This window comes from Thermotalea metallivorans (assembly GCF_001562415.1).
Taxonomy (GTDB): domain Bacteria; phylum Bacillota; class Clostridia; order Peptostreptococcales; family Thermotaleaceae; genus Thermotalea; species Thermotalea metallivorans.
On record NZ_LOEE01000041.1, the window covers coordinates 38761 to 59058 of the forward strand.

Here is a 20298-nt window from a genome sequence, read left to right on the forward strand (position 1 = left end):
TTTCCCTTTGAAAGAGAAAGCTTTTCCTGCCACCACTCCTTTCTTTTTTTTATTGGCTTATATTGTCTGGGGAAACTTGATTTACTGTTTTACCGGGGGCAATACTTGAAAACGGTTGACGTCAATCAAACCTTTATCTGTAATTTTCCATTTGGGACTGGTGGATAAGGCTAAAAAAGATAAATGCATAAAAGGTGCATGGACCTTTCCCCCCAATTCGTTTTTTACTGTACGTTCCAATGCTGCAATCCTTTCGCTCACTTCATGGGCTGTCAATTCATCCGTAATCAATCCCCCCACGGGAAGTCTTAAATCATGAATAATCCTCCCATTTTTTGCTACGGCGATTCCTCCTCCCATTTGAATTACATGATTTACGGCAGCAACCATATCTTTGATATTTGTTCCTACCACAATAATATTATGGGTATCATGGGCCACACTCTCGGCGAAAGCACCGGATTTTAATCCGAAACCTTTGACAAAAGCTTTTCCTATGTTGCCGTTTCTTCCATATCTTTCTACACAAGCGATATACAATATATCCTTGCCCAGATCCGGCTGTACGATTCCCTTCTGTACATTGACCTCCACTTCCAGACATTCCGAAAGATTTTGATCCGGGATTAATTCAATGCACCGGACAACAGCCTTTGTCCCATCCCCTTGAATATACAACGCTTCCTCTGATAGGGGCTTCCTTTTCACCGATTGTTTCACTGCATCAGGATAGGTATATTTGGGAATATCCAGCAGCAGTTTCCCTTGAAAGGCTGCCAGTTTTCCTTCCAGAAAAACACCTTCCACCACCATATGGTTTAGATCGCTAATAACAGCAATATCCGCCAGCTTTGCCGGTGCCAGACATCCTCTGTCCTCTAAGCCAAAATAGGTCGCCGGATTGATAGTCACCATTTGTATGGCTTCTATAGGGTCTACGCCCTGAGCAATGGTTCTTCGTACGATTTCATTCATATGTCCCAATTTCTCCAAATCCTCTGCCACCATATCATCCGTTGCCAGAATGCAACGTCTTGAATCCAATCCTTCCTCCGTAACGGCCCGTATACACTCTGCCATATTTTTTTGAGTAGAACCCTCCCGCATGAATACATAAACTCCCTGTCGCAATTTTTCTACACATTCTTCCTTGGTAGTAGTTTCATGGCAGGAACATCTTCCCCCCGCAGCAATGATATGGGCCGCCAGTTCACGCCCAAACAGTTCTGGAGCATTTCCATCCACTATCTTTCCTATACTCCTCCCATACATGGTGGATGCCACAAGATCTGTGATAATTTCGGGGGAATGGGTGTAAACATGCTTTGCATTGCTGAAACCTTGGAGTTCACCAATGCCGATGACATTAGGATAATTCAAAATTTCCTCCATGTCCTTGGAAGTAATGTCATAGCCTGCTGTCTCGAGGCTGGGACAATCTGGAGTCAAGGCAGGCACTACCAGATGTACATGATTGGGTACAATACTGGCCTCCTCTGCCATCGCACGAATTCCTATGGGTCCTAAGGCATTTCCGATTTCATGGGGATCGGCGATTAAAGTAGTTGTGCCGGAAGGGATAGACAACCTGGAAAACTCAGAAATTGTCAGCATGCTACTTTCAAAATGCATATGGGAATCAATAAAGCCGGGAGAGATATACTTTCCCTTCATGTCTAGAAGTATTGTATCCTCCCCAATCAATTCCTCTGCATCCCCTACCATCAAAATATATTTTCCTTTGATAGCCACATCCGCCACATAAACTTCTCTAGTCAGAACATTGATGACATTGCCTCCCCTTAAGACTATATCCGCATATCCATTGCCTCCCATGAGAACATCGATCAGTCCCTTATACTCCATGGCCTTTTTTATATGGAACGCATCCAATATCGATCCCCCTCCTTTTCTATGTTTATTCTCTTCTCCTCAGGAGATCCTCATCAAGATCTATATTGTCTATAATCCCTACAATAGCTGCATCGATGGGGGACTGGGGCTTGTCTGCGGCATACCGGGCTGCCGTACCTGTTGTAAATATCACAAGCTCTCCCATGCCCGCTCCCACCGTGTCCACAGCAATGATTGCATCCCCTTCCGGCTGGCCCTTGACATCCAGGGCCTGGGTAATCATCAGCTTATATCCTGTCAATCTTTCATCTTTTCTGGTAGCTACCACCGTTCCGATGATTTTTCCGATTTTCATAGTTTTTCCTCCCTATGGAGCCCTAAGGTCTGATCAATGCAATATTTTTTTGTTTTGCCGTATCCAGTGCCAAGGGCGTAACAACACTATTGGGGGACAGGTATATCCGATTTGTTTTTCCTACCATCGCCAATATATCCTTTTCTGTAATCACTTGTCTTTTTTTTAAATCTCCTGAAAAATGTAATTCCTGTTCCCCTTTTTCCCCTACATCAAAATTTTCATAGATCCCCGCCTCTGTGATTGCCTTCAGGCTGCACGGGTCCTCTACCATTCTGATACCGGCTTCTTTCAGAAATACTAGATTTTCTTCTGCTATCCTCAGGAGTCTGTCATTTTTTGAAGGTTTTCCTTGGAATAAGGTTACATCCTTCTCCCTTGCCAGTACTGGTTTTCCTTCCCACAATGCCTGCCAGATGAAACATGTTTCCATCGTATCCTGAAGCCCTGCCCTTAACTTTGCCACTGTAAGCTGATTCAGGTTCAGTACAAGAAGAATGTCCATAGACGCTGCCTGTTCCAAGCACCGGTCCTTTTCCTCTTCCGTAAAAATAACCTGGGGATACAAAGCTCTTTGAAATTTCTCTTTTCCCAATTTTCTTTCTACCTCTTTGGACAGTGCGATCATCAGTTGGTACCCGTATCGTTTTAGCTGCCTTAAGGTATAAAATGTTTGCTCTATATCTTGGCTGTATCCCACAAAAATCACAAAAACCCGTCTGCCTTTTCCACTTCGGCTGCTCCCCCGGTCAACTCCCTTATTTTCTTCTATCGTCATACGATCGGATATACCCGCCAGGATTTCTCTCACTAGAGAATTTTCTTTCATGGCAACACCCCTTCATACAGGATACGGTTCATACAGCACTGTCCCATAGCTCTTCTCCATTCCTTAGGCAAAATACAGCCGTTACTCCGACTTTAAAATAACCCTTTCCACCTCTGCATGGGGCCTTGGAATAACATGGACGGAATGAAGCTCCCCCACGCTCCTTGCTGCCTCTGCACCTGCGTCGGTAGCAGCCTTTACTGCTCCCACATCTCCCCTTACCATCACCGTCACCAACCCATAACCAATCTTTTCATAGCCCACCAGGGTTACATTGGCTGCCTTTACCATGGCATCGGCCGCTTCGATAGCTCCCACCAAACCTTTTGTTTCAATCATACCTAATGCTTGACTCATCCTTATTCCTCCTTTTTTTCTTCCTTCTTCAAATTTTTTTCAAACTTTTTGATCAATTGATCTACTTCCTCATGGGGTCGTGGAATAACTCTGGCAGCCAGAACTTTTCCTACTCTTCCCCCGGCCGCAGCACCTGCATTGACTGCAGCCTGTACGGCAGCCACTTCCCCCACAACCTGTATCGCCACACTGACAGCCTTTCCTGCCCCGATTACCTTCTCATACCCCACAAGAGTCACGTCGGCAGTCTTGCATGCCGCATCCAAGGCAGTAACCGCCGCCGTCAGCCCTACCGTTTCAATAAGCCCCAAAGCTGTGCCTTTCATTTCACACCTCCTGCCCAATAGTACCTGTCATTTGCCCTACGGAAGCCACCTCTTCCTCACTTCCGGTTTTTCAGATACAGACTGCCGTACTCCTGCAAAGTCATCAGACCCTTTTTCCTTATTTTTTCCCGAACTTCCGTCCTTTTGTTTTCCCCCTGGAAGTAGCCCAGATACTCCTCCCATTGTAAAGGTTTTGCACTCGTGTTCCCATGGGCATCCCTGCCCTTCATTTCTTTATGAATCAATTCTTTAAGGAGGGTTTCATATTTTCCGTCAAGAATTACAGAATGATCGCCATTTCCTCCTGATTTCTTCTCCATTTTGTTGGCAATATTCCCTAGGATTGACTTTGCCAATGGATTTGCCATAGCAACACCCCGTTCAGCTATTTAAGAATTTTTGATACCTCATCATGGGGCCGGGGAATTACATTAGTAGAAATCACTTCAGCCAAGTGTCCTGCTGAAGCCATGGCATTTTCAACAGCTGCCTTTACAGCTGCCACCTCTCCTTCTACCACTACGGAAACAATTCCCGAACCCACAAAATGAAAATCTACAATTTTTACGCTGGCCGCCTTCACCATGGCATCGGCTGCTTGGACGGCCGCCAACATACTCCTTACTTCAAATATCCCTAAGGCTTGTTTCATACCTTGGACCACCTTTTCCATTTCTAATTTGTCCTTGCATCGATCCTACCCAACCACTTTTTCCCATGGTACAGCTTTCCCGTTGTTCCCTATCATCATCCCCCATGGGGGAAATATTTTTTGATATCTATGTTCTCATACTGAGGAATTCGTGCCCGTTGAAACCGCAATCCTTCTTCTCCTAAAGGCTTGGTGGCATCCATGCCCATTTTGTCCGTTACACCCCGGATATGATGGGAGGGATCTAATCCTGATCCCAATGCCCCCGGGATAATGATCACATCCCTAGAAGCCTGAACTCTGGTGGCTACGGCCAATTCCACGTCATCTCGATCAAAGATGTCAATGTCTTCATCCACCACCACCACATGTTTGAGGTCTTTGCTGCTGCTGAGGGCTCCGATCAGGGCACTCTTCCCGTCGCCCTCCGCTGTTTTGTGAATAGAAACCACAGCATGAAAACGACAACCTCCTCCTATGGTAACATTTACGTCCCTTACATCTGCCATTCTTTTCACATCACTGTACAACTCCAGTTCCCTAATCATGCCGTTGGAAAGGTGTTCCTCCCTACAGGGAAAAGTCGTTTGAAAGATAGGATTGTTTCGATGCATCACGGTCTTTATTTCAATGATAGGATGACTTCCCCTGGGTCCGTAATAGCCCATCAATTCTCCGAAAGGTCCTTCCCATTCCCGTTGATGGGGCGACATAACCCCCTCAAGTACAAACTCCGCATGGGCAGGTACTTCCAAATCAACACTATGGCATTTCACCAGTTCCAAGGGCTCCCCACGCAAGGCACTGTCAACCTCGTATTTATCAACACCATAGGTTTCACTACTGATTTGTGAGGCTAATAAGAGGGAATAATCATAACCTAGGACAATAGCCACTTCCAAAGCTTTATCTTGCTTTTCCAAACTTTCAAACTGCCTTGTCAGCATGGGCGATGCAATCAAAGCGCTGATTTTGTTTCCTCCGTTGATCTGAAATCTCCGTACGGAAATATATCTTTTTCCGTTCTCTGGGTCTTTTACCACCATGATGCCCGCCGTGATAAAGCTGGAAGAATCCTTTTCATGAAAAGTAGGGATCGGCATCAGGCTTGGCAGATCAATATTCCTCGTAATAAGATTTTCCGTTACAGGACCGCCCTTTAAAAGCCTGGCAGGCTTCGGACGGGCAATGGCATCGGCAATCCGCTGGAACCTCTCTTGATGTTCCATTTGAAGCATTTCATAATAAATCTGCCGATTGCCGAATAATCCCCCTACGATAGGGATTTTGCTCCCTTTCACTTTGTTGAATAATATGGGCTGCTCATTTTTAAAATACTTCAGCACTGCCCCCAATTCAAATTTAGGATCCACCGGTACATTGCAAACCATCAGGTATCCCTTTTGTTCCAGTTTTTCCAAACTGGCCCTAAGCATTTGACGCTCCATCTCCCCCCTCCTTTCTTCCTTAATCTTCACCCCATCTTTTGCATAAGTGATGGTCTATGCCCATTTGATCCAGCATCCGCCCCACCATTATATGGACAAGATCTCCAATGGTTTGAGGCTGGTGATAAAAGCCAGGGGCAGCAGGCATAATTTTTACCCCGATTCTTGCCAATTTCAGCATATTTTCCAGATGAATGACACTGAGGGGTGTCTCCCGCGGTAAAAGGATAAGCTTTCTGCCCTCCTTTATGGTAACATCCGCTGCTCTGGTAACCAGATTATTGGATATGCCGTTGGCGATTGCCCCCAAGGTATTCATAGAACAGGGGACGATAATCATGCCATCTGCCTTGAAAGAACCGCTAGCAATGGGTGCCGCCAAATCGTAATTATCATGGTGGTAAGCCGCCAGGCTTTTCAATTCTTCCAACCGGATCCCGCATTCATGTTCCACAACATATTCACCCATTCTGGATACAACCAAGTGTGTCTCTATCTTCAATTGTTCCAGCGCCTTCAGCAGTGCAACCCCATAGATTGCACAGCTACCGCCGGTAATTCCTACGATAAATCTCATGCTGTCAATCCCTCTTTTCTTCTGCAACTATTCCACCCTGTTTTCTCTGTCTCCTCCACCGATCCATGGATCTTCTCCTTTTTCCCATGCTTCGATATATTCATCAATGGTCATCACCTTCGTAAATATGCTTAAATCCTTTAAGCCGTATTCATGCATTTCCTCTGTTTTAGAGGCACATCCATCACTTAATGTAATCACCTTATAGGCATGATAAAGAGCATCGGAGGCTGTGCTTCTTACGCATACATTGGTCCAGACCCCTGTCACCACAACGGTATCGATATTTTCTTCTCTTAAATACAAGTCTAAATCCGTATAGGCAAAGCCACTGTGTCTCCTCTTTTGAACAATATACTCATCTCCTTGGGGATAAAGTTCCGGTATAAAGTCCGAACCCCATGTTCCCTTCACTGCATGGACAGGTCTTACACGAAAATCGGCATCATTTTTCCGGTGAGCTTCTTGAATGTGCACCAGCTGCACATTGTCATCCCTGCGGCTTCTTACCCACCCAAAGAGCTTTTGCAGATTGGGAATGATGGCATCTCCGCCGGGACATCGTAATGGCGCTTTTTCCCCAATAAAATCATTCAACATATCTATGACCAAAATTGCGTGTCTAGCCATTTTCAACTTCCCCCTTTTATTCTGATTGGATGTTTAACAAATCCTTCCGTATGTTTTTTGTTGAAGCTGCCCGTCACCAGTTACCAGTATTTGGTAGTCTGCAACTGGTAACTGGGAACAGGGCATTTACTGCACAAAAAAGATCATCCTCATAAAACATAGATTCCGCTTTAGCATTGTATGGCAGCCGGCCTAGAACTTAAGAATTCTATCTAATTTCTGAATGCTCTGTCTCCTGATGAATTGCCCGTGCCCTTCACGGCCGACAATGCCCACCTTATCATCATATACTAGTTTTCCTCGAACTACGGTCTTCACAGGTTTGCCCTTCAACTTAAACCCATGGAAGGGTGTGTACTTGGCCATGGTGTACATCTTGTCTTTATCAATGACCCATTCCTTCTCCAGATCGATGATTGTAAAATCTGCATCAGAACCGATATGCATGGCCCCCTTCTTGGGATATATGCCGTAATGCTTGGCGGGGGCAGTGCTTAAAACTTCTACCATCCTGCTTAAAGAAAGCCTTCCTTTGTTGTAACCTTCGCTAACGATCACCGGTACCATGGTTTCTACCCCCGGAATCCCTGGGAAAGCAGTCCAGATATTCATTCCTTCCGCTTCCTTTTCTGTAGGAATCTCATAAGGTGCATGGTCTGTAGCCACAAAGTCAATTCTTCCATCCCTTAGTGCTTCCCAGTGGATTTCATTGTCCTCTTTGCACCGGAGGGGCGGTGCAATCTTTGCAAACTGCTTGAATTCCGTCATGGCATCTTTATAATTTAAAGTCAGGTAGTGGGGACATGTTTCTGCTGTTACATCTACACCCCTCTTTTTTGCTTCTCCAACCAGTTTTGCTCCGATTCCTGTACTCATATGCACGATGTGAAGTCTGGCTCCCGTTTCCTCAGCAAAACTAATTCCCAGTTCAATGGCTACCTTTTCAGCCAGGTGACTTCTGGCCTCTGCCCAAGCCGGACCATCCATTCGGCCTTCGTTTTGGAACTTCTTTACATAGTAATCGCACATGGCAAAATTTTCTGCATGGATACCAATAGGCAACCCTGTCTCTGCCACAGCCCTAAAAGCCTCCAACATTTCCGGATCTGTTACCCTCGGATAGGTGGGTACCGACGGTGTCATATATACCTTGAAAGCAACTACGCCGTAGTCTGCCTGTTCTTTTACATGATGCAGCCACCCTTCTCTGACGTCTTCTCCCGTCACGCCTCCCCACATGGCATAATCGATGATAGCTTTATCCTTGATGGCATTCAGTTTATGCTCAAGATTTTCGATGCTTCTAACGGAGGGTACAGAACAGCAGGGCATATCAATGATGGTAGTCACACCACCGCTGGCTGCCGCTGAAGTTCCCGTTAAAAAATTTTCTCTGTGGGTAAAGCCCGGGTCGTTGATATGCGTATGGGAATCAATACACCCCGGTATGGTTAAGTGCCCTTCTGCATCAATAACCGATGCCGCTTCGATTCCCTCCGTGTTCGGTACAAACCCTGTAATCTTTTCATCTACGATCAAGATATTGGTCAAAATTGTGTCATTCCCTTGCGGTATTCTTGCATTTTTAATCATTACATCCACTTGCATTTGAAATCCCCCTCTTTTTCCATAGAAATATTTTATGAAATTTTTGTTTGAAAACCTTTTCTTACAGATCCCTCTATCCCATCAAATGAGTTTCCAGGATTTGATCTTTTCTGAAGTTTTCAAGCCCTAGGAAATACTCTAATGAATTTAACAGATAATCCAATTTCACCGGCCCCACAATCTCTGATCCCGTTACGGCTACTCCATACCTTGCAGCCTCCTGCTTGATAAAGTTATACACCCTATACAGTGGAGTAGCACCACAATCAAACATATTCATAGATACAACAGTACCCTCCCTTTCCGGAAATTTAATTCCTACGGCTCGGACTGTAGAGAATCCCCCGCTGGGTCCCCTGACACCTTTTGCAATAGCCTTGGCAATGTCTAAATTTTCGGTAGCCAGGAATACATTATAGGCGGTCAATCCTTCCGTATCTGCACTGACAATGGTGGCTCCTGCCGTGGGATGGAGGGCTGCAGGTCCGATATCGGGCTTGCGTTCGTCGGTATGTACTACCAATTTTAAACCTTCATACTGTCCCTTACGGATGAAAGAAAGGGCTTTTCTATCTTCATTCCTTGCATTGACCCCCGAAAAATACACCGGTACCTGATATCTTTTATAGATTTCTTCTCCGATTTCTTCCGCCAGGGAGCGACAAGCATCCAACGTGATATTTTTAAAAGGGAAAATTGGAATCGTATCTTGGGCTCCGATCCTCGGATGAGTTCCTTGTTGTTCCTCCATATTGATCAATTCATAACTTTTCCCCGCCATGGCAAGGAGTACTTCTTTTAATGGCTGAGGTTCTCCGATCAAGGTGACAACGGTCCGATTAAAATCGTACTCCGGTTCATAGCTTACCAGTTTGACACCCTCCACATTTCGAACTGTATCTACGATGGCCTCTATGACTTCTTTTCTTCTTCCCTCGCTGAAATTGGGCACAGCCAATATGTATTGCTTGTCATTCATGATCCTGATCCTCCTTTTGTTTCTGTCTTTGTCATTTTCATAATTTTATATATTGATTGAATTCTCAAAATATACTCAAAACCCTTTGTAGTCTTTCTATAAAAGACAAAGACTTCTAGGAGTACATATACAGATCATTTTGTTTTTTTTCTATAATTTTTTCGGAATTTTCCTATGATTTTCTTTTGTTTTTGACAGTTGAAGTCAGAGGATTCCAATCCCTCCACTGCCCCCGTCTTCCTATTTCTTTTCCAGCATCACAAAACAGCAAAAAAACTGGAAAGCAGGAATTTATTTCACCATATCTAATACTTTATAGTACATGGAGTACGGAAACAGAAATAAAAAGAAAGGAGAAGACCTATGGGATTAAAATTAATTGATCTTTCTCAAGAAATCTATCAAGGAATGTCCGTTTTCCCGATGCATCAAAAGACATTCATCATGACCAATATGACCCATGAAGAAAATATGCGGACAACAGGCAGCACAAAACTCGGCTTTTCTGCGAGAAACCTTCTTATCAGCGAGCACGGAGGGACCCATTGTGATGCTGTATGGGAATATAAACCCTCGGGATTGACCATCGACAAAATGCCTTTGCATTATTTTTGGGGAAGCGCCATCTGCATTGATGTGTCCCATGTGCCTCCAACCCGGTATATTGAACCGGAGGACCTGCAAAAAGCCGTGGCAAAATCCGGTCAGACCATCCAACAGGGAGATATCGTCCTTTTATACACCGGCCACTACGATCACCACTTCCAGACAGACAAATGGCAAACTACCTACACAGGACTAAGCTACGCCGGAGCAAAATGGCTAGCCGAACAAGGAGTCGTCAATATTGGCGTGGATGCCCCCGCCATTGATCACCCGGAAGACCTGGACTTTTCAGGACACTTGGTTTGCGGCGAATACGACATCACCAATACGGAAAATCTTTGCAACCTGGATAAGGTGGTGAACCGGAGATTTCTATATTTTGGGCTGCCTCTGAAAATAAGGGATGGATCTGGCTCTCCCATCCGTGCTGTTGCCCTTGTGGAAGAATAAAAGAGCAGGACCTCCCTTTTTCAAAAGGGAGCCTGCGAAGAACATCTTAATATTTTCATGATTTTTAGAGCTGTTTCAAGATTGAACCGGTCTTCAGCGTTATCTATATCTCTGCCCGTAATCTGCTTAATTCGCTGAATTCGATAAAGAATCGTATTATAGTGAGTAAAAAGCAATTCTGACATTTTTTTTAGATTTCCGTTGGTTTCAAAATAAATTTGCAATGTTTTTACAAGCTCTGTATTTTTATTTTGATCATATTCCACCAAGGGCAGCAATGTCTGTTGATAAAAACTGCAAAGTTCCTCCCTGAGACTTTCCTGACATAGAATCTTGTATACTCCCAGATCTTCGAAATAAACGATTTGCTCCTTCCCCAAAAGCATTCCCGCTTCTATGGCCCGCTCCGCATCTCTTACGCTCTTGTAGACCTGCTCCAAACCCTTATACGGCCTGCCAATGCCCATGACAAAATTATTCTCAGGAAACAATTCCTTTGCCAACCGGCAGATCTTGTTTCCATATTGCCTTATTTTTTGTTGGGCGTCCTTTTCCCCATGCCACAGGGTAAGAATAGAAATTTTATCTTCCCTTCCAATGATCATCCCATGCCATTGTTCATGGATCAGAGCCTTTTCTAGATTTAGTATCAGTCTTGCCTTTAAATCATCAGCCGTTTCTTGCTTTTTTCTTTTTTCCTGTCCCCAGATTTTTAGGAGACAAATCTGGATGACCGTATAATACCCGTTGCTGTCCAGTTTATAAATATTCGCCCTGCTGACCGCAGCCGTTTTTCTCTTCTCATCATTAGAAATCAAGCTTTCAAAAAATTCTACCTTATATCGGTGTTCTACCTCATAGACGGAGCTTTTTTTGAGAAATTCCAATGCAATAATGGGAGAAGCCGATTCCAGTGCCACTTTGTCAAAATTACTGATTTCCCTATAGGCTTCCCAGACCAGAATGTGTCCTTGCACATTTCCCTTGACGATAATTGGAATTATGACCTTTCGCATGGCGCGATCTTCCACCTGGTCCCATTTTTCTGTCTTTGCATCAATTTTTTTATTTTCAGGATTGCTTTCAAAAAATATATTACTTCTTTCTATCAGTTTTCCATAATCGCAGCCGTCCTGTCTATCCATGTGATAGATATATTCATCAAAATAATGGTCCCTGACAAGAATGGGATTCTTGATTGTCTGCTTGAGAGTTTTTATGATTTCCTTCACACTTCCCCCTTTGAGAACAACACCCATCAAATCATTATGAACATTTTCAACTTTCTGTAGCAAAGCAGCCTGCTTGTTAAAAATTTCTTTAAATATAGGTGTCATAATATCCGTAAAGGCAGTTGCATAATAAAGATCAATAATAGGAAAACCCAAGTGGTCGGCAAGATCAATTACTTCCCTTGAAAGGCCGTCAATATAAGGATAGATCTTGATGCCCATCCCCGCCAACTTTTTTTTACTGGATTCCGTAATCAATTTTTTCTGTAGTTCAATATCATCTTTCCTAAAGGAGTAGGCCGTCGTAAGCAGCAGTTCCCCCTCGCTCACCCAATGGAGAATATCTGGGTCTGCCATGATATTTACCCTCGTAATAATATTATCGATACCACTGTGACCGGCAATGATTTTGCACTTGTCCATGCACTCCATTTCCATAGCCTGTCTGATGGTAATCCCACTTTCTTTTAATATCATGTTTCACACCCCTAACCCATATACCCTTATTGAAATCTGATGATTTATATTAATTTTCTGGATATATTCCAAAATCCCTTCTTTGTTTGTGAATTTCCATCATATGCAACGCTTTCATTTTGAATCCATTTTCCCCCTATGCCTTTTATGCTTTTTCCACAAAGGTTTCTTTTCTTGTTTTCTAGGAAACTGCGGCTGTCCTTCCCTCATTTTTTATAGGAATTTTTCTATCCCTTCGTTTGGAAAATTATGAATTTTTTACGAAGGTATTTGAAAAATATTCTGAAAATATTTTTGTATCTTTCATATGTTTATACTAATGTCCTCTTCTTCTCTTCCTTCATGAAATTGAAACAAAAGGGGGTATCGTTTCAATTTATTGTTTCTGTTTAACTTTATTATCGAATTGGAGGGTGATTTCTATGGACAAAAACCGAATCGCAAAGAGTGGTGCAACAATTCTCTATCGCATTGAGGATGTTCCACCCCTGCAAGTAAGTATTCTCCTGGCTTTTCAGCACATTATGGCCGCCTTTGGCGGCATTGTGGCAGTTCCCCTGGTAGTAGGGGGCGTACTGGGTTTACCTGTAGCCGACTTGGCTTACCTGGTCAGTGCAGCGTTGTTTATGGCAGGCGTTGCTACTTTCATTCAAGCAAAAGGTATTGGAAAATGCGGTGCAAGGGTTGCCTGTGTCATGGGTACCGATTTTACCTTTGTAGGACCTTCTATTGCTGTAGGAATGGCCGGAGGGTTGCCGGCCATATTCGGCGCAACCATACTGGGCTCCTTTATAGAAATTATACTCAGCAGATTCATCAAGCCCTTAAGAAAATTTTTCCCACCCATTGTTACCGGAACCGTCGTTACACTCATCGGTTTAACTCTTCTTCCGGTATCCATTGACTGGGCTGCAGGCGGATACGGTGCTCCTGATTACGGCAGCCTCAAAAACGTTGCTGTGGCCATGGCCGTGATGGTTGTCACCATGTTTTTAAACCGGTATGGCAAAGGCATCATCAGCTCTGCCGCTGTCATCATCGGCCTTATCTTCGGCTATGTGATCAGCTATCCTTTGGGTATGCTCAATTTTGCCCCCATTCGGGAAGCAGGTTGGGTTGCCTTGCCCACCATCTTTAGATACGGCGTAACCTTCAGTTTGGCTGCCTTTATCCCCTTCATCACTGCCTATCTGGTCACCACCATAGAAACCGTCGGCGTTCTCATGGCTATTGGTGAAGCCTCCGAACGGGAACTGACCAGTGAAGAAATTGAAGCGGGCATCTTGGCAGATGGTGTAGGCAGCTTGATTGCAGGCTTCTTTGGTGCCGGCCCCAATACATCTTTCAGTCAAAATGTAGGACTAATTCCTTTAACAAAAGTTGCCAGCCGATTTGTTGTGGTGGTAGCAGGCATTATCCTCATGCTGTTGGGTATATTTCCTAAATTTGGTGCTTTGATTGCCATCATGCCCAACCCTGTGCTGGGTGGTGCGGGAATCATCATGTTTGGCGTGGTAGCTGCATCAGGTATCAAAACCTTAAAGGAAGTAGAAATGAACAATCGAAATTTATTGATCCTGGCCGTATCCATCGGTTTAGGCCTCGGTGTCACCGTCAGGCCCGATTTTATCGCCCATCTTCCCGGTGCACTGAAAAGTCTTTTCTCCTCCGGAATCAGTGCCGGTACCATCTCTGCTTTGGTATTGAATATCCTTCTAAAAGAAGAATCTAAACTTGCTTACGGATCTGAAGAAAAATCCATAGAAATACCTCCTGTTATTGTAGAAGAATAATTTCTTTTGCAAAAGGAAAAAGCTAGGCCAAAGATTTGTTGTCCTAGCTTTTTATATGCTTATCTTATAGGTATGAAATTTTGAAGTTTTATACTGCTGCTTTATTCAATACATTTTTATTGTAGCTGCCCGACACCAGCCACCGGCAACTGAAAATAGCTGCGATAGAACAAAATCTTCCGTTGGAAAATTGCAAGGAAGACTTTGTTAAAGCACATGATAGAAATTATGGCTTATCCACAATTTATAAAAGTACATAATTCCCTATGTGCTATAAAAAAGCTAATTTCCATGAAAGTATAAATGAAACTTTAAAATTGGGTATTCTACAAAGTCACATCCCCTATTAACGTTCCCTCAATGCTGCCATTCTCATTCCTTATGGGCAAGGCAATGGTGACACAATAGTCGTCGGTTATGGAAGAAATATAGGGCTTTGATATATAAACTTTTCCTCTAACAGCGTCCATATAAAACTCTCTATGTCTCACATCCTTCACATTGTCATCAAGCTGGACAGTAGCCGTTCTGACAATGCCGTCTGCCCCCGTTACCGCCAACAGCTCCAAGTAGGGATATCGTTCCTGTATCTCCCGCAATCTTTGCCTTGTCAGCTGTCCCAATTTGTTTTTCTTCGCGATTTCCTCCAATGCCCTTCGCGCATTTTCTACATGCTTGCTGCTTGCTTCATCCAGTCGAAGTTCTTGGGCATAGGCCATAATCAGGGTTTTTAGTTCTTTGGCCATATTGCTGAATTTCTCAATGGATTGATGGATTTCTTGGACAACCTTCGCCTGATGCTGGGCTACAGCCGTTGTTTCCTCCGCCGTAGCGCTATATTCAAGGGCTGCATCTGCAACATTTTTCATGAAAGAGTCTATATTTTTTATTTTTTGTACCTCCTTCTCCGTCAATGCGATAATATGATCGATGGCTTTTGCCGTCGTATCTGTTGCTGTCTGAATATCACCAAATTTCTTCTTTGCCTGGGAAGCCAATTGTATATTTTCATCTACCACAACCAATTCATGGTTCATCTTCTCTACAATGATTTTAATCTGTGCTATGATGTCCTCAATCAGTCCTTTGATTCCCTCAATCGATGTGGTGGATTCATTGGCCAATTTCTTTACCTCATCTGCTACCACAGCAAAGCCCCTTCCTTCTTCCCCGGCTCTGGCAGCTTCTATGGCTGCATTCAATGCTAGCAGGCTTGTCTGCTTGCTGATGTTGGTAACCACATCTACAATATCTACAATTCGATTCGCTTGATTTTCTAATTGTTTGATATCGAGGGCCAAAGATCTGCTGGTATTGGAGCCATTCTGCAATCTTTCCGTTATGTCTTCAAAGATAGATAAACTTTCCTTGATGACATATTCCATATTTTTTGCTTCTTCCTTTGAAGTATTGGCAAAGGCTGATATTTCCTGCATATCTTTGTAAATCACCGATATGTCCTCTTTTGTCTTTCCCGCATCTGTGGCTTGTCTTTCCATTTGTTCTGCTATCTTTAATACAGCCTGATTGACCTCCTTGGATCCTTCTTCTGTTTCCTTAGAATAGCTCCGAATATCATTGGAATAAGTATAGATTTTGTCGGAAGCTGTCAGCAATTTTCCAATCAAAGCCCGATTGTTCATCTGTAATTTTTTTAGCGCTTGAATGACAGGGCCTAAAGCACTTTTTTCATACTTCGATGAAATTTTTTGATGCACATGGATGTCCAGTATTTTTTTGCTGTCTTCCAATATCTGTTTTATAGGCATCAATAGACTATAAAACAATATCCCTGCCCCCACACTCAAAACAATACCAATGGATACACCTAGAATACTTTTGGATAAATAAAAATAATATCCATTCAATACGGCGATAAAAACCAGAAACAACCCCATTATTCTACGGATCATGGTCATCCCCCTTATGTATATTTTTTTTACTTATTCGATAAAAATCGAAAATCTCCTTTTATAGAGATACAACGCTAAAAATTTGATTTGTGTCTTTATCTGGATAATTTTTTTGTGCAGCAAATGCCTTGTTGGCAGCTGCCAGTTGCCGGCCGTCAGTACTGGTAACTCCAGTGGTAATGACTGCCGACGGATCACTGGAAGCTGGTTAAAAATTTCTTATTTTTTATTTCTGAAATTTTTCTTTGCTAGGTATAGTTTTCTTATACTTTTACAAAGATAATCTATAGATTCCATATACTACACAAGACAATAGCAAAGAGAAAATACTGATAAATGATGAGGTGATTCCTGTGAATTATGATCAGATCATTGCTAATACCGTTAAAAAAAATAATTCTACCATTGTACTCGTTGTAATGGATGGATTGGGGGATATTCGAAGTCCAAAGTTTGAAAACAAAACACCCTTGGAATATGCCAAAACCCCTAATCTGGACAAATTGGCCGCAGCCTCTGCCGTAGGCCGTTGTATCCCTATTCTCCCCGGCATCACACCTGGCAGCGGTCCCGGGCATCTTAGCCTGTTCGGTTATGATCCCCTAACCTGTACAATTGGTCGAGGAGTATTGGAAGCCATAGGATTAGGCTTTGAAATAAAACCCGGCGATATAGCGGCAAGATGCAATTTTGCATCCATGGATGAAAACGGACTTATCAGTGATAGACGGGCCGGGAGAATCCCTACAGAAACGACTGTAGAACTATGTAACCTATTGAAAGAAATCCAGGAAATTGACGGTGTGGAAATCATCATCGAACCCGGTAAAGGCCATCGCTTTGTAACAGTTTTCAGAAGCAAGAAAAAAGAATTAGGTGCCTTCATTAATGATACAGATCCTTTCAGGGAAGGAAAGGCTCCCCTTGAAGCAAAAGGACAGAATCCTCCTTCCCAGTTTCTGGCCGGAATTGTAAATAAGTTTATAAAAGAAGGCCATAAACGCTTAAAAGATAAAAAGCCTGCCAATGCTTTTTTGATGCGGGGTTTTTCTGCAAAACCAAAAGTTCCCTCTATGAGAGATAAATATCTTTTGGAATCTGCCGCCATTGCGTCTTATCCCATGTACCGTGGAATCGCTTCCCTGCTGGGCATGCATTTGCTCCCTGCCCCTGATTCCATAGAAAACCTATTTCAGACTTATGTAAAATATCGGCAAAAATATGACTTTTTTTTCATTCATATTAAAGGTACGGATCAGGCAGGAGAAGACGGGGACTTTGAATCAAAAGTAAGCTGCATTGAAAAGGTCGACCAAGCCCTGCCTATTTTATTGGAGCATAAACCTGAAGTCTTAGCGATTACGGGAGATCATTCTTCTCCTTGTGCCATGCGCTCCCACAGTTGGCATCCGGTGCCGGTATTGATCCACAGTCAGTTTTGCGGTGTGGACGACGTACAGGTCTTTCATGAAAACGCATGCAATACAGGGGGATTGGGCTTCTTTGAAAGCAAGTATCTCATGGGACTACTGCTATCCAATGCAAAACGCCTAGATAAATTTGGTGCATAAAAAAATAACAAAGTCTTCCGTTAGAAGATTTAAAGGAAGACTTTGTTGAAACACATGAGGGAAATTATGATCTATCTACAATTTAGGAAAGGACATAATTTCCAGACTGAGTCAGGTTACCACCTGACTTTAACACTTAAAAGGCTATGATAAACTGCCCATTTTCATAGATTAACTCATCATCCGCATAAATTTTCCCGCCATCCCGCATATCACAGATCATATCCCAATGTATACCGGATTCATTTGTTCCGCCGGTTTCCTCTATGCCTGCACCCACAGCCAAATGTACAGTCCCTCCGATTTTCTCATCAAACAGAATATTCTTTGTAAATTGTTGTATTCCATAATTCGTTCCAATAGCAATCTCACCTACATACCTTGCCCCTTCATCTGTATCCAAAATTGCCTGTAGGAAATCTTCTCCCTTTGCCGCTTTTGCTTCAACAACCTTCCCTTTTGAAAAGGTTAACGTAATATCCTCTACCTCCCTGCCAGAGTAGATGGCAGGAAAAGTAAATCGAATGGTTCCGTCTACACTGTCGCGAATCGGCGTTGTAAATACTTCTCCATCGGGAAAATTTTCTCTTCCATCACAGTTAATCCATTTCCTTCCCTCAATGCTCATTGTTAAATCCGTATCCTTTGATAAAATATGCAAACTCTTTTTGGTATTCAGATAATCGCATATTTTTTGTTGCTTTTCTGAAATTGCTTTCCATTTCTCCGTAGGATTATCTTCATTTAACAATCCTGCTCCATAGACAAAATCTTCGTACTCACGCAAAGACATGGCCGCCTCTTGGGCATCGGAATGGGTAGGAAATTGAGTACCGCACCATCTTGCTTTCCCCTCAGCTATCCGTTTGTAAAAAGTCATTAAGATATCTTTTTTAGCAGCTCTATGGGCAGAGATCCTTTTTGGGTCAATTCCTGATAAAAATTTTGTATTATAGTTTCCCCATATGGTCAGCAGCGCATCATACTCACCTAAAATCAATTTATCCACCGGAGATACATACGTCAGCTGTGCCTGGTTTCCGTATTTGAGAAGCTGTTCTTTGATTCCAGGTAGGGAAACTTGTACTTCCGGATAGGCACCAGCCTTCAATGCTTCTCCATACACCTCCTGCACCAAGGGCAGTGCAAGATCTGAAGCTTCTATACAAAATCGATCCCCTTCCCTCAATCTTAGAGAATAATGCACCAAAAGATGAGCTAATTTCTGTATTCTTATATCTACCATAATGCCATACACTCCTTTCTGAAGTCACAATACAATAACTCCATATCATTTTATTTTTTTATGTAATTACTTTTTTATATATCATTATTGTACATAATTGCAGAAAATCCTCTTTTTTTTATTGCATTCCAAAAAAAAAATAAAGTCTTCCGTTGGAAGATTTCAAGGAAGACTTTGTTGAAGACCATGACAGAAATTATGGCTTATCCATAATTTACAAAAACATTTCCTATGTATTATAAAAAAACTTGACATTATAGTAGAATATGATATCTCAAGCCTTCATTGGTGCCCAGAGGCGGAATCGAACCACCGACACGGGGATTTTCAGTCCCCTGCTCTACCGACTGAGCTATCTGGGCATGTTTGGTCGGAGTGACAGGACTTGAACCTGCGGCCCTCTGGTCCCGAACCAGATGCGCTACCAAACTGCGCTACACCCCGGCCCTGTCAATCATAATATAAATCAATTTACTGGCGTGCCCACAGGGATTCGAACCCCGGACACACGGCTTAGAAGGCCGTTGCTCTATCCAGCTGAGCTATGGGCACAAAATGGAGCGGAAGACGGGATTTGAACCCGCGACCCTCGCCTTGGCAAGGCGATGCTCTACCACTGAGCCACTTCCGCATACTTTGGTGCGGGTGGAGGGACTTGAACCCCCACGCACGCGGCGCTAGATCCTAAGTCTAGTGCGTCTGCCAATTCCGCCACACCCGCATGATATTGGATGCAAGATGTCGGATCTTTCTCTCGCCTCTTGCTTCTAGATTGGTGGGCGCAATAGGGATCGAACCTATGACCCCCTGCTTGTAAGGCAGGTGCTCTCCCAGCTGAGCTATGCGCCCCTGTTTAGATGCCAGATGCGGAAGCAGGATAAGATCTTTTTCTTTCTCCCGCCTCTCGCCTCTTGTTTCTAGATTGGTGACCCATCCGGGAATCGAACCCGGGTTACCGCCGTGAAAGGGCGGTGTCTTGACCGCTTGACCAATGGGCCTCATGGTTGCGGAGGCAGGATTTGAACCTGCGACCTTCGGGTTATGAGCCCGACGAGCTGCCAACTGCTCCACTCCGCGATGTTCTTTTGGTGCCGGGGACCGGAATCGAACCGGTACGGTCTTGAAGGACCGCAGGATTTTAAGTCCTGTGCGTCTGCCAGTTCCGCCACCCCGGCACATGCAATTTTATTGGCTCCAGAGGTGGGACTCGAACCCACAACCTACCGGTTAACAGCCGGGTGCTCCACCATTGAGCTACTCTGGAATCTTATCCAGCAACGACCTACTCTCCCAAGGCGTCTCCACCTCAGTACCATCAGCGCTGAAGGGCTTAACTTCTGTGTTCGGTATGGGAACAGGTGTATCCCCTTCGCCATTGTCACTGGATGTGTGTGG

18 protein-coding genes, 10 tRNA genes and 1 rRNA gene are annotated in these 20298 nt (G+C 43.6%); 3 read left to right on the plus strand and 26 right to left on the minus strand.

All coding sequences use genetic code 11. The features are described 5' to 3' along the window. Positions 1-81: 81 nt before the first annotated feature. The 12 genes from ade to ftcD all read right to left on the minus strand — a co-directional run bounded on the left by ade (position 82) and on the right by ftcD (position 9615). Positions 82-1893: an adenine deaminase gene (ade, locus tag AN619_RS09545; RefSeq protein WP_068556479.1), complete on the minus strand. Its 1812-nt coding sequence runs from the start codon at positions 1891-1893 to the stop codon at positions 82-84. A gap of 25 nt (positions 1894-1918) precedes the next feature. Next, complete coding sequence (locus AN619_RS09550; protein WP_068556480.1) at positions 1919-2209, minus strand: EutN/CcmL family microcompartment protein; 291 nt, start codon at positions 2207-2209, stop codon at positions 1919-1921. Positions 2210-2231: 22 nt separating this feature from the next. Continuing rightward, a complete protein-coding gene (locus AN619_RS09555) occupies positions 2232-3038 on the minus strand; it encodes a hypothetical protein (protein ID WP_068556481.1) in 807 nt (268 codons plus the stop codon). An 81-nt stretch (positions 3039-3119) separates the two neighbouring features. Then, positions 3120-3395: a BMC domain-containing protein gene (locus AN619_RS09560; RefSeq protein WP_068556482.1), complete on the minus strand. Its 276-nt coding sequence runs from the start codon at positions 3393-3395 to the stop codon at positions 3120-3122. A 2-nt stretch (positions 3396-3397) separates the two neighbouring features. Further along, positions 3398-3721 (minus strand): BMC domain-containing protein, encoded by a 324-nt coding sequence (locus tag AN619_RS09565; RefSeq protein ID WP_068556483.1) that lies wholly within the window; start codon positions 3719-3721, stop codon positions 3398-3400. A gap of 56 nt (positions 3722-3777) precedes the next feature. Next, the gene (locus tag AN619_RS09570) at positions 3778-4089 is read right to left on the minus strand and encodes a hypothetical protein (protein ID WP_068556484.1); all 312 of its coding nucleotides are present in this window, start codon (positions 4087-4089) and stop codon (positions 3778-3780) included. A gap of 17 nt (positions 4090-4106) precedes the next feature. After that, a complete protein-coding gene (locus AN619_RS09575; RefSeq protein ID WP_068556485.1) occupies positions 4107-4373 on the minus strand; it encodes a BMC domain-containing protein in 267 nt (88 codons plus the stop codon). 95 nt (positions 4374-4468) lie between these two features. Next, positions 4469-5821 (minus strand): UbiD family decarboxylase, encoded by a 1353-nt coding sequence (locus tag AN619_RS09580; protein WP_068556486.1) that lies wholly within the window; start codon positions 5819-5821, stop codon positions 4469-4471. A 19-nt stretch (positions 5822-5840) separates the two neighbouring features. Next, positions 5841-6425, minus strand: coding sequence for a UbiX family flavin prenyltransferase (locus tag AN619_RS09585; protein WP_330382066.1), 585 nt, complete (start codon positions 6423-6425; stop codon positions 5841-5843). Further along, positions 6426-7028 (minus strand): cysteine hydrolase family protein, encoded by a 603-nt coding sequence (locus AN619_RS09590; RefSeq protein WP_068556487.1) that lies wholly within the window; start codon positions 7026-7028, stop codon positions 6426-6428. Between the two features lie 192 nt (positions 7029-7220). Continuing rightward, positions 7221-8636: an allantoinase AllB gene (gene allB, locus AN619_RS09595; protein WP_068556488.1), complete on the minus strand. Its 1416-nt coding sequence runs from the start codon at positions 8634-8636 to the stop codon at positions 7221-7223. A gap of 73 nt (positions 8637-8709) precedes the next feature. Further along, a complete protein-coding gene (ftcD, locus tag AN619_RS09600; RefSeq protein WP_068556489.1) occupies positions 8710-9615 on the minus strand; it encodes a glutamate formimidoyltransferase in 906 nt (301 codons plus the stop codon). 363 nt (positions 9616-9978) lie between these two features. On the opposite strand from ftcD, the gene AN619_RS09605 reads away from it, so the two are divergent. Next, a complete protein-coding gene (locus AN619_RS09605) occupies positions 9979-10671 on the plus strand; it encodes a cyclase family protein (RefSeq protein WP_068556490.1) in 693 nt (230 codons plus the stop codon). Between the two features lie 20 nt (positions 10672-10691). Here AN619_RS09605 and AN619_RS09610 read toward each other — a convergent pair whose 3' ends face one another. Beyond that, positions 10692-12380 (minus strand): PucR family transcriptional regulator, encoded by a 1689-nt coding sequence (locus tag AN619_RS09610; RefSeq protein WP_068556491.1) that lies wholly within the window; start codon positions 12378-12380, stop codon positions 10692-10694. Positions 12381-12802: 422 nt separating this feature from the next. Between AN619_RS09610 and AN619_RS09615 the strand changes: the two genes are divergently transcribed. Then, entirely contained in the window at positions 12803-14173 is a 1371-nt protein-coding gene (locus AN619_RS09615; RefSeq protein WP_068556492.1) for a nucleobase:cation symporter-2 family protein, read from the plus strand. 326 nt (positions 14174-14499) lie between these two features. Here AN619_RS09615 and AN619_RS09620 read toward each other — a convergent pair whose 3' ends face one another. Next, on the minus strand, positions 14500-16086 hold the full coding sequence (locus AN619_RS09620) for a methyl-accepting chemotaxis protein (RefSeq protein WP_068556493.1): 1587 nt from the start codon (positions 16084-16086) through the stop codon (positions 14500-14502). A gap of 353 nt (positions 16087-16439) precedes the next feature. Between AN619_RS09620 and AN619_RS09625 the strand changes: the two genes are divergently transcribed. After that, positions 16440-17657, plus strand: coding sequence for a 2,3-bisphosphoglycerate-independent phosphoglycerate mutase (locus tag AN619_RS09625; protein WP_068556494.1), 1218 nt, complete (start codon positions 16440-16442; stop codon positions 17655-17657). Between the two features lie 136 nt (positions 17658-17793). Here the strand turns inward: AN619_RS09625 and AN619_RS09630 are convergent, their stop codons facing one another. The 12 genes from AN619_RS09630 to rrf all read right to left on the minus strand — a co-directional run bounded on the left by AN619_RS09630 (position 17794) and on the right by rrf (position 20289). Further along, positions 17794-18903, minus strand: a complete 1110-nt coding sequence (locus AN619_RS09630) for an aminopeptidase (protein WP_068556495.1) — start codon at positions 18901-18903, stop codon at positions 17794-17796. A 286-nt stretch (positions 18904-19189) separates the two neighbouring features. Further along, positions 19190-19265, minus strand: a tRNA-Phe gene (locus AN619_RS09635). A 5-nt stretch (positions 19266-19270) separates the two neighbouring features. Then, a tRNA-Pro gene (locus tag AN619_RS09640) sits at positions 19271-19347 on the minus strand. 31 nt (positions 19348-19378) lie between these two features. Further along, a tRNA-Arg gene (locus tag AN619_RS09645) sits at positions 19379-19455 on the minus strand. 4 nt (positions 19456-19459) lie between these two features. Beyond that, a tRNA-Gly gene (locus AN619_RS09650) sits at positions 19460-19534 on the minus strand. A gap of 6 nt (positions 19535-19540) precedes the next feature. Then, positions 19541-19624: transfer RNA gene (locus tag AN619_RS09655), tRNA-Leu, on the minus strand. A 52-nt stretch (positions 19625-19676) separates the two neighbouring features. Beyond that, a tRNA-Val gene (locus tag AN619_RS09660) sits at positions 19677-19752 on the minus strand. Between the two features lie 74 nt (positions 19753-19826). Beyond that, positions 19827-19901, minus strand: a tRNA-Glu gene (locus AN619_RS09665). Between the two features lie 3 nt (positions 19902-19904). Then, positions 19905-19980: transfer RNA gene (locus AN619_RS09670), tRNA-Met, on the minus strand. A gap of 9 nt (positions 19981-19989) precedes the next feature. Further along, positions 19990-20078, minus strand: a tRNA-Leu gene (locus AN619_RS09675). Between the two features lie 14 nt (positions 20079-20092). Further along, positions 20093-20167 (minus strand) — tRNA-Asn (locus tag AN619_RS09680). Positions 20168-20172: 5 nt separating this feature from the next. Then, positions 20173-20289, minus strand: a 5S ribosomal RNA gene (rrf, locus tag AN619_RS09685). Between the last annotated feature and the right edge of the window lie 9 nt (positions 20290-20298).